The organism is Martinezella sp. CNPSo 3959, from assembly GCF_057784355.1.
Window position 1 is genome coordinate 756821 of record NZ_JBXSOV010000001.1, and the last position, 13360, is coordinate 770180.

16 protein-coding genes are annotated in these 13360 nt (G+C 58.5%); 7 read left to right on the top strand and 9 right to left on the bottom strand.

Going from position 1 to position 13360, the window contains the following annotated elements:
- Positions 1–147 precede the first annotated feature (147 nt).
- Entirely contained in the window at positions 148–1038 is an 891-nt protein-coding gene (gene gcvA / locus AC13RE_RS03840; RefSeq protein WP_488562007.1) for a transcriptional regulator GcvA, read from the bottom strand.
- Between the two features lie 124 nt (positions 1039–1162).
- Here gcvA and AC13RE_RS03845 point away from each other — a divergent pair, with 124 nt between their 5' ends.
- The 3 genes from AC13RE_RS03845 to panB all read left to right on the top strand — a co-directional run bounded on the left by AC13RE_RS03845 (position 1163) and on the right by panB (position 3814).
- Entirely contained in the window at positions 1163–1867 is a 705-nt protein-coding gene (locus AC13RE_RS03845; protein WP_488562008.1) for an SDR family oxidoreductase, read from the top strand.
- A gap of 251 nt (positions 1868–2118) precedes the next feature.
- Positions 2119–2991 (top strand): pantoate--beta-alanine ligase, encoded by an 873-nt coding sequence (panC, locus tag AC13RE_RS03850; protein WP_488562009.1) that lies wholly within the window; start codon positions 2119–2121, stop codon positions 2989–2991.
- Between the two features lies 1 nt (position 2992).
- On the top strand, positions 2993–3814 hold the full coding sequence (panB, locus tag AC13RE_RS03855) for a 3-methyl-2-oxobutanoate hydroxymethyltransferase (RefSeq protein ID WP_488562010.1): 822 nt from the start codon (positions 2993–2995) through the stop codon (positions 3812–3814).
- A gap of 7 nt (positions 3815–3821) precedes the next feature.
- Here panB and AC13RE_RS03860 read toward each other — a convergent pair whose 3' ends face one another.
- Positions 3822–4073 (bottom strand): DUF2164 domain-containing protein, encoded by a 252-nt coding sequence (locus tag AC13RE_RS03860; RefSeq protein WP_488562011.1) that lies wholly within the window; start codon positions 4071–4073, stop codon positions 3822–3824.
- A 234-nt stretch (positions 4074–4307) separates the two neighbouring features.
- On the opposite strand from AC13RE_RS03860, the gene AC13RE_RS03865 reads away from it, so the two are divergent.
- Together AC13RE_RS03865 and AC13RE_RS03870 are read left to right on the top strand one after the other, a co-directional pair.
- Positions 4308–5030 (top strand): AzlC family ABC transporter permease, encoded by a 723-nt coding sequence (locus AC13RE_RS03865; protein ID WP_488562012.1) that lies wholly within the window; start codon positions 4308–4310, stop codon positions 5028–5030.
- A gap of 2 nt (positions 5031–5032) precedes the next feature.
- Positions 5033–5344 carry an AzlD family protein gene (locus AC13RE_RS03870; protein ID WP_488562013.1) on the top strand — a complete coding sequence of 104 codons (312 nt, stop codon included), beginning with the start codon at positions 5033–5035 and terminating at the stop codon, positions 5342–5344.
- Between the two features lie 46 nt (positions 5345–5390).
- Here the strand turns inward: AC13RE_RS03870 and AC13RE_RS03875 are convergent, their stop codons facing one another.
- A complete protein-coding gene (locus AC13RE_RS03875) occupies positions 5391–7226 on the bottom strand; it encodes an aminopeptidase P family protein (RefSeq protein ID WP_488562014.1) in 1836 nt (611 codons plus the stop codon).
- Positions 7227–7570: 344 nt separating this feature from the next.
- Here AC13RE_RS03875 and AC13RE_RS03880 point away from each other — a divergent pair, with 344 nt between their 5' ends.
- Positions 7571–7711 (top strand): hypothetical protein, encoded by a 141-nt coding sequence (locus AC13RE_RS03880; RefSeq protein ID WP_162711788.1) that lies wholly within the window; start codon positions 7571–7573, stop codon positions 7709–7711.
- A 200-nt stretch (positions 7712–7911) separates the two neighbouring features.
- On the opposite strand, the gene AC13RE_RS03885 is transcribed toward AC13RE_RS03880, so the two are convergent.
- The 3 genes from AC13RE_RS03885 to AC13RE_RS03895 are packed head-to-tail and all read right to left on the bottom strand — an operon-like array spanning position 7912 to position 10569.
- The gene (locus tag AC13RE_RS03885; RefSeq protein WP_488562015.1) at positions 7912–8790 is read right to left on the bottom strand and encodes a 50S ribosomal protein L11 methyltransferase; all 879 of its coding nucleotides are present in this window, start codon (positions 8788–8790) and stop codon (positions 7912–7914) included.
- Positions 8791–8810: 20 nt separating this feature from the next.
- The gene (locus tag AC13RE_RS03890; protein ID WP_488562016.1) at positions 8811–9959 is read right to left on the bottom strand and encodes an FAD-dependent oxidoreductase; all 1149 of its coding nucleotides are present in this window, start codon (positions 9957–9959) and stop codon (positions 8811–8813) included.
- 7 nt (positions 9960–9966) lie between these two features.
- On the bottom strand, positions 9967–10569 hold the full coding sequence (locus AC13RE_RS03895) for an SCO family protein (protein WP_132716979.1): 603 nt from the start codon (positions 10567–10569) through the stop codon (positions 9967–9969).
- Positions 10570–11019: 450 nt separating this feature from the next.
- Here AC13RE_RS03895 and AC13RE_RS03900 point away from each other — a divergent pair, with 450 nt between their 5' ends.
- On the top strand, positions 11020–11484 hold the full coding sequence (locus AC13RE_RS03900; protein ID WP_015340333.1) for a chemotaxis protein CheW: 465 nt from the start codon (positions 11020–11022) through the stop codon (positions 11482–11484).
- Between the two features lie 265 nt (positions 11485–11749).
- On the opposite strand, the gene AC13RE_RS03905 is transcribed toward AC13RE_RS03900, so the two are convergent.
- From AC13RE_RS03905 to AC13RE_RS03915, 3 genes are all read right to left on the bottom strand, one after another.
- Positions 11750–12244 (bottom strand): CreA family protein, encoded by a 495-nt coding sequence (locus AC13RE_RS03905; protein ID WP_015340334.1) that lies wholly within the window; start codon positions 12242–12244, stop codon positions 11750–11752.
- A 186-nt stretch (positions 12245–12430) separates the two neighbouring features.
- Positions 12431–12874 (bottom strand): SRPBCC family protein, encoded by a 444-nt coding sequence (locus AC13RE_RS03910; protein WP_132716981.1) that lies wholly within the window; start codon positions 12872–12874, stop codon positions 12431–12433.
- Between the two features lie 37 nt (positions 12875–12911).
- On the bottom strand, positions 12912–13235 hold the full coding sequence (locus AC13RE_RS03915; RefSeq protein ID WP_132716982.1) for a winged helix-turn-helix domain-containing protein: 324 nt from the start codon (positions 13233–13235) through the stop codon (positions 12912–12914).
- Between the last annotated feature and the right edge of the window lie 125 nt (positions 13236–13360).

Below are 13360 nucleotides of genomic sequence, written 5' to 3' on the forward strand. Positions count from 1 at the left end.
TAACAGGAAAAGATTGAGGAAAGCGCTAACCCCGGAAGGACAATTGCAGCATTCGGCAGCGCGACCGCGCCTGATGGGCCGCCTTCGAAAACCAGGGGCATTTCATTCCTGAAAAACCTGCTCGCAATATTAGGCGAGCGGTATCCCCTATTTCCTGCTCGCTTCTCCTCTCATCCAGGTGATAACCGTCTCCAGGGCTGCGGACTTGCGATAGCGCGGCCAGACGAGATAGAAATCGGATGGACCACTTAGCGACCCCTGGATAACTTGCGTCAAGCGACCTTCCGCCATATCTTGCGCCACGAAATCGCGGTTAGCCAGAACGATTCCCTGCCCGGCGATCGCCGCTTCGATCGCATGCGATGTCTGGTTGAAGCTGATCCCTTTATAGGAGGCGTGAGCCGCCCGCCCGAAATGCTTGTCGATGAATTCGGGCCAGGAATTATGGGCATCATGAAGAAGCGCGTAGTCGGCAAGTTCTTCCGCAGTCTTCGGCGGCTTTCGGTCCTGCAGCAATGCCGGGCTGCAAATGGCAATGATCTCTTGCTCGAAGAGCAGTTCGGTCGCCAGGCCCGGCCCGAAAGGCGGTCGTCCGTAGCGGACTGCAAGATCCACTCCATCAGCCTGGAAGCCTGACATGCGTTCCGTCGCAAGAATATGAAGATCGAGATCGGGATGACGAGCGGTAAAATCCGGCAGGCGCGGAATCAGCCATTTCGACGCGAATGTCGGCGTGGTGCTGATGGTGAGCCTAACGGGCTGCGGCCTGAGATCGCCGGTCGCTTGTGCGATAATTTCAAAGGCACGCCTGATATCGGCGATGTACGCTCGTCCCTCGCCCGTTAGCGCCAAAGTCCGCGGCATTCGCTCGAACAGCTTTACGCCAAGCTCGGCTTCCAGCCCGCGCACCTGCTGCGCTACAGCGCCCTGCGTAACCCTAAGCTCCTCGGCCGCGAGCCTGAAGCTGCGATGGCGCGCGGCCACTTCGAATGCCTTCAGACCGTTCAGCGAGGGAAGTTTACTGGGTGAACCGTTCATGCGATAGTTTTTCTACTGGCAAACAGGAGTTTATCTGCTTCGCTCTCGCGCGAAGACGATGATATTTCATCGATAATTTCGAGGCAATCAGTTCTAGCAGAACAAGATGAAGGAGGAACCGAAAATGTCGATAGAAAAAGTGGCTGTCATCACGGCGGGCGGTAGCGGCATGGGCGCCGAAAGTGCCAGACGGCTTGCGGCCGATGGCTTCCATGTCGCCATCCTCTCCTCCTCCGGAAAGGGTGAGGCACTGGCTCAGGAACTTGGCGGCATCGGCGTTACCGGCTCCAATCAGTCGAATGACGATCTCAAGCGCCTGGTCGATGCGACGATGGAAAAATGGGGGCGGATCGATGTGCTCGTCAACAGCGCCGGCCATGGTCCGCGCGCCCCGATCCTTGAGATCACCGACGAGCAATGGCACACCGGCCTCGACGTCTATCTGATGAACGTCATCCGTTCGGTCCGCCTCATCGCTCCCATCATGCAGAAGCAGAAATCCGGCGCGATCATCAACATCTCCACGGCATGGGTATTCGAGCCATCGGCAATGTTCCCGACATCGGCGGTATTCCGAGCGGGCCTTGCCTCCTACACGAAGATTTTTGCCGATACCTACGCCGCCGACAACATACGCATGAACAATGTACTGCCCGGCTGGATCGATAGCCTGCCGGCGACCGAAGAGCGCCGTGACAGCGTGCCGATGCAACGTTATGGCACTAGCGCCGAGATCGCCGCCACCGTCGCCTTTCTGGCCTCCGATGGCGCTGGGTATATCACCGGCCAAAACCTCAAAGTCGATGGCGGCCTGACTCGCTCGGTCTAGCCTCTGCAAAACAGCATCGTCTCGTTTTCGCTCTCTCAGACACCCCTTGGGAGAGCGATTCTGTTTGGAGCACAGCAGCGGAGATTAAATCGCCTTGGATTGGCCTGCGAACCTCATAGCCTGAAAGCGAAACCGTGGCTGGTGGTGCGGGCGAATTGCCTTTTCGCACTGCACACGTTAGAAGTCCCGGCAATTTTGAGGGATGGAAACCGGCGATACGGAAACGACATTGCCTGGGGAGGAGTGCCACGATGGAGATCGTTCACACGATAGCCGCTCTACGCGAACGGCTTGGCGAACACCGCAAAGCCGGCAGGAAAATCGGCCTGGTGCCGACCATGGGTTACCTGCACGCCGGCCATATGGAACTGGTCTCTCGCGCCAAGGCCGAAAACGACGTCGTCGTCACCTCCATTTTCGTCAATCCTCTTCAGTTCGGCGCCAATGAGGATCTGGCGAAATATCCGCGCGATCTCGAGCGGGACAGTGCCATGCTGCGTGACGCCGGCGTCGATTTTCTCTTCGCACCCGGTGTCATCGACATATATCCGCGACCGATGGAAACGGTGGTCGACGTGCCGAAGCTCGGGGCGGAACTGGAAGGTGCGGTTCGACCGGGACACTTCGCCGGTGTTGCCACTGTTGTCACCAAGCTCTTCAATATCGTCCAGCCCGACAGCGCCTATTTCGGCGAGAAGGACTATCAACAGATCACAATCATCCGCCGCATGGTCGAGGACCTGGCCCAACCTGTCCGGGTCGTACCGGTACCGACCGTTCGCGATGCAGATGGCCTGGCTCTGTCATCGCGCAACGTCTATCTGTCGAAGGAAGAGCGTGCCACCGCTGTTGTTATCCCCCAGGCACTGGCGGAAGCCTCAAGGCTTTACGATCTCGGCGCGGACGATCCAGCAGCACTCGAAGAGGCGCTCCGCGCCTTCATCGAAAAAGAGCCACTCGCGACCGTGGAAGTCGCCGCCGTTCGTCATCCCGAAACGCTGGAACCACTGACCAAACTGCAGGGGCAGCCGATCCTCATCGCCTTGTTCGTCCGCATCGGCACTACCCGCCTGCTCGACAACAGGGTTATCGGCAGCAAATCCGCCAACGAAGGGGTCGCCTGAAATGAGCACCGTCGGACACACCAAGCGCACGACGCCGGCAGCCATCGAAGCGATGAAGGGCACCCGTCCCATCGTCAGCCTGACAGCCTATACGACGCCGATCGCCCGCCTGCTCGATCCGCATTGCGACCTACTTCTGGTGGGTGATTCCCTCGGCATGGTGCTCTACGGCATGGAAACGACCGTCGGCGTCACGCTGGACATGATGATCGCCCACGGCCAGGCCGTCATGCGTGGCGCCAAGCATGCCTGTGTCACCGTCGACATGCCCTTCGGCTCCTATCAGGAATCGAAGGAACAAGCCTTTCGCAATGCCGCCCGCATCCTGAAGGAAACAGGCTGCGATGGCGTGAAGCTTGAGGGCGGCGAAGAGATGGCCGACACCGTTGCCTTTCTGATAAGCCGCGGCATTCCAGTCTTCGGCCATGTCGGCCTCATGCCGCAGCAGGTGAATACGACCGGCGGCTATCGTTCGCTCGGCCGCTCCGACAAGGAAGCTGCCAAGATCCGACGCGATGCGAAGGCGATCTCGGAGGCCGGTGCCTTCGCCATGGTCATCGAAGGCACGGTCGAACCGCTCGCCCGTGAGATCACCGCCGCCGTTGCCATTCCCACCATAGGCATCGGCGCATCTGCCGCCTGCGATGGGCAGATCCTCGTTTCGGACGACATGCTCGGCCTGTTCAACGATTTCAAGCCGCGCTTCGTCAAGCACTTCGCGGAGCTGGCGCCCATGATCTCGAAAGCGGCGGAAGCCTATGCCGAAGAGGTGAAGGCTCGTATCTTTCCGGCACTGGAGCATACCTTCCAGCCGAAGAAGTGAGGCGCCATCAGCTCTTGGCGGGCTCTTTCTCAAGCAGATAGATCGCCTCGCCGAAATCCTCCATCTTGTTCATCAATGCCGCGTGGGCATCCCGCAAACCCTGATTGTAATAGTAAGGGCCGATCTCGGCGGTGAAGAAATCGAGCAGGAATTCGGCAGGCAAGGTGCCGAGCGTCTGGTCCAGCTCATCGGCGAAATAGCGCTGAAGGCGTGCAACCATGGCTGCCTTCTCCTCCTTCGAAAAGGTGATCTTCTTCATCTTTCCATCTCCCATTTTGCGAGCGGGCTCCAAGGGCTGGATCAAGGAAATCAATTGATCCATCAAGGAAATTCAATTGCTGGCTCCAAAGGCACGGCTTACACCTCCCGCCATTGAACAGCGCGGCAACAAATGCGCAAGGATACAACCATCGTCGTTTCCATGCGAAATGCGCGCCCTCGACACAACATCCGGACGAAAGCACCGGATTTTCCACAAAGGACAAAGCGGACCATGAGTCGCGCGGAATTTCTTGAAGGCTTGAAGGGTGGCATTCCCGTCGGCCTCGCTGCAGCGCCTTTCGGCGCCCTCTTCGGTGCGTTGGCGCGCGATCAGGGCATGTCCCTTAGCGAACTGACCCTGATGAGCGGCACCGTCTATGCCGGTGCCAGCCAGATGGTCGGGATCGATCTCTTCGGCCACAATGTTCAGGCCTGGCTCATCGTGCTGTCGATCCTCGCCGTGAACTTCCGCCATGTGCTCTATTCGGCAGCGATCGCTCGCTATATCAGACACTTTTCCGCTGTGGAGAAGTTCTTCACGTTTTTCCTGCTGGTCGATCCGCAATTCGCCGAGACGATCAAGCGCCATGAAAGCGGCAAGCCGGTGACTTTCGCCTGGTACATCGGCTTTGCGGCGGTGATCTATGTTCCCTGGGTGGTGGTGAGCTTGATCGGCGGTCTTCTCGGCAGTTTCATCGGTGATCCCCAAGCCATCGGCCTCGATATTCTGCTGCCGGTCTATTTCCTCGGTATCGTCATGGGCTTCCGCACGCGCGACAACTTCCTGCCCGTCGTCGCCGTCAGCGCCGTGGCATCGGCCATTGCCCATCGTTATGTGGGCTCACCCTGGCATGTCAGCATCGGCGCATTGGCGGGCGTCGCGCTTGCCGCAATGCTGCCGCCGGTCAAAGCGAATCGCAAGCCTGATATCGCGCACGAAAGCCACGAGGTCTGACCATGTTCGATTTCAATTCGCATATGGTGTTGCTGATTGCGGCTGCGGCCGTAGTGACCTTTCTGACGCGCATCGGCGGCTATATCCTGATCGTCAAGATGACCCGCATTCCGCCGCGCGTCGAGGCAGCGCTCAATGCCGTGCCCGCCGCTGTACTCACGACCCTCGTCGCACCCGCCTTCTTTATCGGCGGGTGGGATATCAAGATGGCGATGCTCGCAGCTCTTCTCGTCGGCCTGCGCTACCCATCGACTTACATGCTCGTCACCGGATGGATCGTCGTCATGGCATGGCGCCATTTCATAGGCGCTTGAGGCGGACCCATCCCCATTTTTTTAAAGGGGATGGGGTCCATATTTCTCAATGGCTAAGCTCGAGCGTGGCATTTTCCAGCCACACCCGTACGTCGTGATCATGGATCAGCGGCATCAGCGCTTCGCGCGTCCGGGCGTGATACTCGTTCAGCCAATGCAACTCCTCATGCGTCAGCAGTTCGACGAGGACCAGGCCGCGATCGATCGGGCAGAAGGTCAAAGTCTCGAAGCCCAGCATCGGCATGTCACCCCCCTCGATCTCCTCCGGATCGCGGATATAGATCAGGTTTTCGATGCGGATGCCGAATTGACCCGGACGATAATAGCCGGGTTCATTGGACAGGATCATGCCGGGAAGCAGTTCCTGCACGGCAAGGCGGGCAATGCGCTGCGGCCCCTCATGCACGGACAAATAGGAGCCGACGCCGTGGCCGGTGCCATGGGCGAAATCGACGCCAGCCTTCCACAGCGCGATGCGTGCCAGCGGATCGAGATCGCAGCCACGGGTACCCTTCGGGAAACGTGCCGTGCTGATGGCGATCATTCCCTTCAATACCAGCGTGAAGAGGCGCTTCTGCTCTTCAGAGACGGCACCGATGCCAACTGTACGGGTGATGTCGGTGGTACCGTTGATATATTGCGCACCTGAATCGATCAGGAACAGTTCTCCGGCCTGGATCAGCCGGTCGCTCGCCGTGGTCACGCGGTAATGCATGATGGCCGCGTGTTCGCCAGCACCCGAGATCGTATCGAAGGAGATATCCTTCAGCGGGTTTTGCATGCTTTCGCCGACGCGGGCGCGGCAAGCTTCCAATCGTTCCGCCGCAGCGATTTCCGTCACCGTTCCAGGCTTGGTTGTCTCCAGCCAGTAAAGGAACTCGACCATGGCGGCGCCATCCTGCAGATGGGCAGCCGCAGAGCCGTTGATTTCGGCAGCATTCTTGCAGGCGCGTGGCAGCTTGGCGGGATCATTGCCCTCCACGACCTCACCACCTTCACGACGGATGATGTCGGTCAGAGCGTAGGAGGCAAGATCCGGGTCGACCAGGATGCGCCCGCCATTGGCGGCCGCAGCGGCCAGGCGCTTGGTAAGTTCCGACGGCGGCAGCTGCTTGCAGATCTGCGTGAGGTAGGCTTCGGCCTCGACCTTGGTCTTGCGCTTGTCGAGGAAGAGCTCCGCCTCACCTTCCGCATAGATGATGGCGCGGGCCAAGGGATGCGGCGTATGCGGCACGTCGCTGCCACGGATATTGAAGATCCAGGCGACAGAGGACGGATCGGTAATCAGTGCCGCCTCGAGGTTTTTTTCCTTGAGACCGTTTGCAATCGTCGCAAGCTTGTCCCTGGCGAGGATACCGGCCTGGGCGATATCCTGAATGATAACGTTGCCCAGCGGCTCGGGCGGCCGGTCGGTCCAGAGCTTGTCGAGCGGATTGTGGGGCAGGAAGACGAGCTTGCCGTCGATCTCGGCCAAGGCCTTTTCCAGTCGGCGTACTTCGGCCCCCGTATGCAGCCACGGATCGATGCCGAGCCGGAAACCCTTCTTCGCGTGACGCGGCAGCCAGACATGCGGCGGCTCGTTCACCAGATCGCCTCCGGTGAAGACGCTCCGATCCACTTGCTCTGCAAGCTGCGTCACATAACGGCCATCCACGAAAACCACGGCCTGAGAGTGTGTGATAAGCGCAACACCTGCCGATCCAGTGAAGCCCGTGAGCCATGCGAGACGCTCCGAGCATTTGGGCACATACTCGCCTTGATACTCGTCAGCCCGCGGCACGAGGAAGCCGTCAATGCCGAGATCGTCGAAGGCAGCACGCAAGCCGGCGACGCGCTCGCGGCCGAATTGCGGGGTGGAAGTGACGTCGAAAGACTGAAACATGGGCTGATCCGGTAGTGATGGAGAGTTCGTGAAACTGAATATTGCCAGTATGTTAGAGCATCACGATCGGAAGTGCGACGTGATTTTCGATCTCTAAGACGCTATGTACGATGACTGCAATATCACACCAGGTGAGAGTAGCTTATCTCATGTCGGGCCGTTAACGAATCCGCCCATTTCGTGAGCATGCCAGTCCGATTATGACAACTTCACGGCACGAAACATGCATATTACGCATAGCTCCCATGAAGCTGCCCCCCTGCCGCGCCGATGAGCGAGTCGCTATATCCGCGGCATCAAACGGGGTTCACGAAGAACCAGCTCAAAACCAAGGACTTAAGACAATGCCTATCTCTCGCTCCGCATATGTTAGCCCGGCGCTGGCTGGCGAGCGTCGCACCGTACGCCATTCCGTCGGCTCACTTCGTCAGCTCGAAGTCGAAACCGCAAAGGCAATCGGCGCCAGCCGCGGCGGTCGCCGCTAACAAGTTTACGATCTACGCGTTCCAAGTCGATCGCAATCCGGTTCTCCTCCTCCCTCGGATTATGATCAGAACGCATAGAGCCCGCTTGAGCACTCCTCCTCCACACGCTCGCGGGCAAGATCGGTGAAAACCGATCTGAAGGCGGTGCTTCGGCACCGCCTTTCTTATTTTTGCAATTATTGATGCGGGAAGTGACCGGCTCAGGGCCGGTCGAGATGGATGGTGACCCAGCCGTTGCGCCAGATCGTGCGTACATGCCGCAGGTGCGCACCGTTATAGGCAGCGAGAACCTTCCAGCGCTGCTCGGCAAGAATACCCGACAGAATGACCGAACCGCCCGGTGCCAGATGCGCCACAAGCTGCGGCGCCATCTTGATGAGCGGACGCGCCAGAATATTGGCGATGATCAGGTCGAACGGTCCATGACGGGAAAAGGCCGTAGAATGGAATCCCGGTGCCGTCTCCAGCGTGACACCCGAGGCGATGCCGTTGCTGCGGACATTTTCCTTCGCGACGCGGACGGCAATCGGATCGATATCGGTCGCCAGAACCGGAATGTTGCGCAGCTTGCGCACGGCAATCGCAAGCACGCCGCTGCCCGTCCCGAGATCGAGCGCGTTGCGCACGCGGCGGCTCGCAACAACCTTCTCGATCGTCTCAAGGCAGCCAGCAGTCGTCCCATGGTGACCGGTGCCAAAAGCTTGTCCTGCTTCGATTTCGATGGCGATGTCGCTGGAGCCGACCTTGTCGCGATCATGCGAGCCGTGCACGAGGAAGCGGCCGGCACGCACAGGCTTCAATCCTTCCAGCGACTTGGCGATCCAGTCGATATCGGGAAGCACTTCCTTTTGAACGATGAGATCGGCGAAAGTCGGCTTCAGGAGCGCTTCGAAGCGACCACGGACCTCATCTTCATCCGCAGCGTAGAGATAGATCGACGCTTCCCAGACATCGCTCTTCTCGTCGATCTCCGTTGTTGCGATCGGCAATTCTTCGTCTTCGAACACCGGCGTCATCAGGTCCAGAACCTGCCCGGCCTTCTTCTCGTTCGTCGTCACATAAAGGCGGATTTCGCTCAACTCGTCGCTCTTTCTCGTTCTTATTCGGCCCAGTCGATCCAGGGCGGTTTCGGCGTGTCGTAGCCGGCCACACCCCGAAGCAATTGCCGGCGGACCGGGCCAAAGCGCAGCAACAGCGGCGCAAGGAAATTTCGCGCCGCAACTGCCAGCGGGTTTTGCATCGTTATCAATCGTGTCAGGCCGTAGGTCTGCTTCAAAACCTTCTTTACGGCCGGAATTCTCAAGGCCGAATACTCCTGTTCGCGGCCTTCCGCAATGAGCCAGGCAAGCCAGCAGGCATCTTCGATGCCGAGATTCATGCCGCGCGCGCCCGCCGGCGAATGAATATGGGCGGCATCGCCGGCAAGAAAGACATTGCCCTTGGCCATCGGCTCGACATGCCGGAAGTGGATGCGAAACTGCGAGGCCCAGATCTTTTCCGAAACCGCAGCCGGATGCGCGATGCGGCTTTCGAAATCCTCCAGCGTCGAGATGTAGCGAATGATGCCGTCGGAGACAGGTAGGCGGCCGACCATGCCGGGATCGAAGAGCAATATCTCGCCGAAATGCGTATCGACCGGCTCCGCATAGCGAAAATCGGCAAGATAGAAATAAGCTTCCAGCGCCTCGCCTGGAAAGCCGGCACCGAGCGCCTTGCGCACCGCCGAATGGGCACCATCGGCACCGATCAATATGTCCGGCCGCATTGTTTCCGACGTACCGTCAGCCCGGCGCAACGTGACCTCCGGCTTCTGAACGTCCGACATGGCTTCCGCGATCACGGCCGTTTGCCACTCGGGCGAGATGCCATAGGCGGAAAGCGCCTCCATCAGCACGCGCTCGGTATTGCCCTGCGGCAGCGCGCAAATAGCGCTGAAGCGGCCTTTCACCTCTCGAGTATCCAGCTGGATCAGAATTTTCTTATTCGAGCGGACGCGAAAACGCTCGATCGGCTGGGCAGCAGCAAGGATCTCGTTTGCAGCGCCGGAAGGAGACAGCAGCGTCAGCGTGCGGGCGTTGACGCCTAACGCGCGGCTCTCTTCCGTGGGCGTCGGGCCGGCGCCATCATCGACGATACGCGGCAAGAAGCCATAACGAGCGAGTTCGAGAGCCACAGTAAGGCCAACCGGCCCGGCACCTGCGATCAGGATGGATCTGGATTTTCCCTTTCCGCTATTCCTCTCGTCCATGCAGGCCCTATCCCTTCTTGACCAAATTCTCCAGCTTCTTCACCGCCACATCTGGGTCCTCCTCATAAGCGATGGTTCCGGCAAAGCGCCCCTGCGAATCCAGCAGAAAGACGGAAGCGGTGTGATCCATCGTGTAGTCGCCGCTTGGCTGCTTGTCGTCGACCGGCACCTTCTTAGCATAAACGCGAAAGCCCTTGATCATGTTCATCACCTTGGCGGGATCACCAGAAATGCCTGTTATCCGCTTCGAGACGTTGGAGACATATTGGTCCATGATGGCGGGCGTATCGCGCTCGGGATCAACGGTCACGAAATAGGCATTGAGCTTGCTGCCATCAGGATCGACCTTCTGCAGCCAGCCATTCAACTCAAATAGCGTCGTGGGGCAGACATCGGGGCAATGCGTATAGCCGAAGAAGACGGCAGAGGGCTTGCCCCGGAACGCCTGCTCGCTGATCGGCTGGCCGCTCTGTGAAACGAGCGTGAAGGGGACACCATAAGGCCCGGATGCCGCAACCTCCGGCGACTTGCCGCCACCAAAGCTAAACCAGCCCAATAGTCCGGCCACGATCAACACGGCCACCCAAACTGCAATCCGCACGCTTCTCATGAATGCTGTTCCTCACCAATACGGACGATCGCACCGAAAGTGTAGTGCGATCGCCCCCTAGCCGATGTAACGGCTCGAAGTGGAGGAGGCAATTCAAGAAGATGTTCAGAGGAGGCCGAAATCGTCGCAGGATAGAAATGAATATCTTGCACGCGCTGATCCGCTCGTTTCCTCGCTCTCCTCAAGCCCGGCAGGATGAAATCTGCATTGATGTTAAATCAATCCTAACCAGTCCGCGCCAACATCTGCTTCAACGGTCGAACTCGCTTTTGGCCACTGCCCGAAAGCGCGGCGAACCTCTTTATCCCAGAAGGGCATGACGCCCGCCGGAAGCAAGGCGTCTTTGTCGCCAAAGCACCGGATGCTGACGCTGCCCAAGCCGCTCCAGCCGATCTCTCTCTTCAATCGCGAGCGTCGCCGGCGGCGATGCCAAACGGGAAGTTCTCGAACATGACGAACGCCATCAAGCAATCGGGCGCCTATCTGGAAATCGTCTCCTTTCATCTTGGCGACCAGGAGTTCTGCATCGACATCATGGCCATCCGCGAAATCCGTGGCTGGGCGCCGGTGACGCCGATGCCGCATACGCCGCCTTACGTGCTCGGCCTCATCAACCTGCGCGGTGCGGTGATCCCGGTCATCGATATGGCCTGCCGCCTCGGCATGAAGATGACGGAACCTTCGGAGCGCTCCGCAATCATCGTTACCGATATTGCGGGTAAGCTCGTCGGTCTCCTGGTAGAGCAGGTATCCGACATGATGACCATCAAGAGCGAAGATCTGCAGCCGGCTCCGGAAATCATCCCCGAAGGGCAGCGCGCCTTTTGCCGCGGCATCGTGGCGCTGGAAAAGACCATGGTCTGCTTCCTCAACCTCGATACGGTCATTGCGGATCAGTTGGCGCAGGCAGCCTGATTTCAATAGTCGGCTTACAAAACAGACCGCCCTGGAGTCGAGCTCCAGGGCGGTCGCTTTTTTTATAACCGGTTTTGGCAGGGGTGTAGCCAAGGACGCGGTATTGCAGGCCGTGAACAGAGGCGAGAGTCGCCTTCCCGTTCGCTTTTGAAATTGCATCAAAAAGGTGCAAACCGAAAGCAACCAGAAGGAATTCGACAACCCAAGAGTATGACTTTTTTTGGTATTATCTTTCTACGAGCTATTTTGCGGTATAATAATACCATTATTTCGGCTTGCCGTTTTTCCATGTAACCTGCTGGCCGAACAAGGGGATCGTCGAAATGGCCATCTTCGCGGAGCCATCCGTCAACTGCCGCGAATGGATAAGATAGACGAGCGTGTCATTCTTCTTGTCGTAAATGCGGGTGACGACCAGCTTCTTCCAGATGAGCGACAGGCCGGCGCGAAATACCTCCTCACCGCTCTGGGACAGGTTGATATCGCCGATCTCGATCGGACCGGTCTGACGGCAGGCGATGGAATTGTTGGAAGGATCTTCGAACCAGTTGCCCTTACGCAGCCGGTCGATCACGCTGCGGTCGAAATAGGTCACGTGGCAAGTGATGCCCGAGACCTCAGGGTCCGGCACGGCATCGACCAGAATATCATTGCCCGTCCAGTCCACGCCCACCTTGCCGACAATTTCGGCGGAAGCGGAAACGGGCGCCAGAGCCAGAAAAGACGCGGCAATGGCGGCAGAAAGTTTGGGTGAACGCATCGATCATCCTCCAACAACAGCCGCCAAGAGCAAGAGCGGCACGGCTAAGGTAAGATGGTTCACGATCGTTGCAAGATGAAGGAGGCATCTCCGAATGGGCACACTTCGCCAATAATAGGCCCCAGGTCGCCAGGAGGGACGCCGTCAAAGCAACGGCGTCCGGAAAACGCAGGATAACGCATCATTTCACTTCTGACTGATGGCGACCGTGCCGGTTTCCAGCAGCGATTTAAGGTTGGACAGGATCTTCGGCCATCCACCGGAAACGGCTTCGATCAGCTTCGAGTTCTCGACCTCGATTGTATGGGTGACCGTGAGCTTGACGACACCGTCCGCCGGCTCCAGCTCCATCACGCAGCGCGACCAGCCTTCGGCCTTCAGGTCAGGGCGCCACTCGTTGCGCCATTTGATGGCAAGCCGCCGTGGCGGGTCCAATTCCGCTATTTCTCCCGTGTCGGCAACGCGGCCATCCGGAAAGAGCATTTTCCACGGCGATCCAACCTTCCACTCGGTCTCGTGGATCATGTCGAACCAGTATTGCTTGACGAATTCCGGCGTGGTCAGCGCCGACCAGAGCTTTTCCTGGGTGGTGCGGATAAAGGTGACGTAGACGAATTTGCTTCCAGTCATGCCATTTCTCCTTGTTTGAATTCCTCTGTTCTTGAGCTCACTGCCCGCCCTCGCCTTCCAGCGCCTTTTTCAAGGCCGAAAGCGTATTCAGATGCCGCTGTTCGAACTTGTTGATCCAGCGTTCGGCGATGCCGTTGATCGGGACCGCGTTGATGAAATGCAGCTTCTCGCGCCCATGCTTCTGGGTGGAAATCAGATTGGCCTCCTCCAGAATGGCAAGATGCTTGGCGACTGCCTGGCGGCTCATGTCCAAATCCTCGCAGAGCGCGTTCAGGGTCTGCCCGTTCCGCTCATGGAGCCTGTCGAGCAATTGCCGCCGGCTGGCATCCGCCAACGCCTTGAAGACTGCATCATCATCCACAGATACGAAACCATTTGGTTGCCTTTTATGATCTTATAAGCAACCAAATGGTTGCCTGTCAAGTAGCATGCAGACGAGGCAATCGCATTGCGCCTCAAAGACACCGCAATCGAAGGATTTATGCG

Coding starts and splice junctions, on each gene's coding strand:
- gcvA (WP_488562007.1), bottom strand. CDS start 1,038: ATGAACGGTTCACCCAGTAAACTTCCCTCGCTGAACGGTCTGAAGGCA.
- AC13RE_RS03845 (WP_488562008.1), top strand. CDS start 1,163: ATGTCGATAGAAAAAGTGGCTGTCATCACGGCGGGCGGTAGCGGCATG.
- panC (WP_488562009.1), top strand. CDS start 2,119: ATGGAGATCGTTCACACGATAGCCGCTCTACGCGAACGGCTTGGCGAA.
- panB (WP_488562010.1), top strand. CDS start 2,993: ATGAGCACCGTCGGACACACCAAGCGCACGACGCCGGCAGCCATCGAA.
- AC13RE_RS03860 (WP_488562011.1), bottom strand. CDS start 4,073: ATGAAGAAGATCACCTTTTCGAAGGAGGAGAAGGCAGCCATGGTTGCA.
- AC13RE_RS03865 (WP_488562012.1), top strand. CDS start 4,308: ATGAGTCGCGCGGAATTTCTTGAAGGCTTGAAGGGTGGCATTCCCGTC.
- AC13RE_RS03870 (WP_488562013.1), top strand. CDS start 5,033: ATGTTCGATTTCAATTCGCATATGGTGTTGCTGATTGCGGCTGCGGCC.
- AC13RE_RS03875 (WP_488562014.1), bottom strand. CDS start 7,226: ATGTTTCAGTCTTTCGACGTCACTTCCACCCCGCAATTCGGCCGCGAG.
- AC13RE_RS03880 (WP_162711788.1), top strand. CDS start 7,571: ATGCCTATCTCTCGCTCCGCATATGTTAGCCCGGCGCTGGCTGGCGAG.
- AC13RE_RS03890 (WP_488562016.1), bottom strand. CDS start 9,959: ATGGACGAGAGGAATAGCGGAAAGGGAAAATCCAGATCCATCCTGATC.
- AC13RE_RS03895 (WP_132716979.1), bottom strand. CDS start 10,569: ATGAGAAGCGTGCGGATTGCAGTTTGGGTGGCCGTGTTGATCGTGGCC.
- AC13RE_RS03900 (WP_015340333.1), top strand. CDS start 11,020: ATGACGAACGCCATCAAGCAATCGGGCGCCTATCTGGAAATCGTCTCC.
- AC13RE_RS03905 (WP_015340334.1), bottom strand. CDS start 12,244: ATGCGTTCACCCAAACTTTCTGCCGCCATTGCCGCGTCTTTTCTGGCT.
- AC13RE_RS03910 (WP_132716981.1), bottom strand. CDS start 12,874: ATGACTGGAAGCAAATTCGTCTACGTCACCTTTATCCGCACCACCCAG.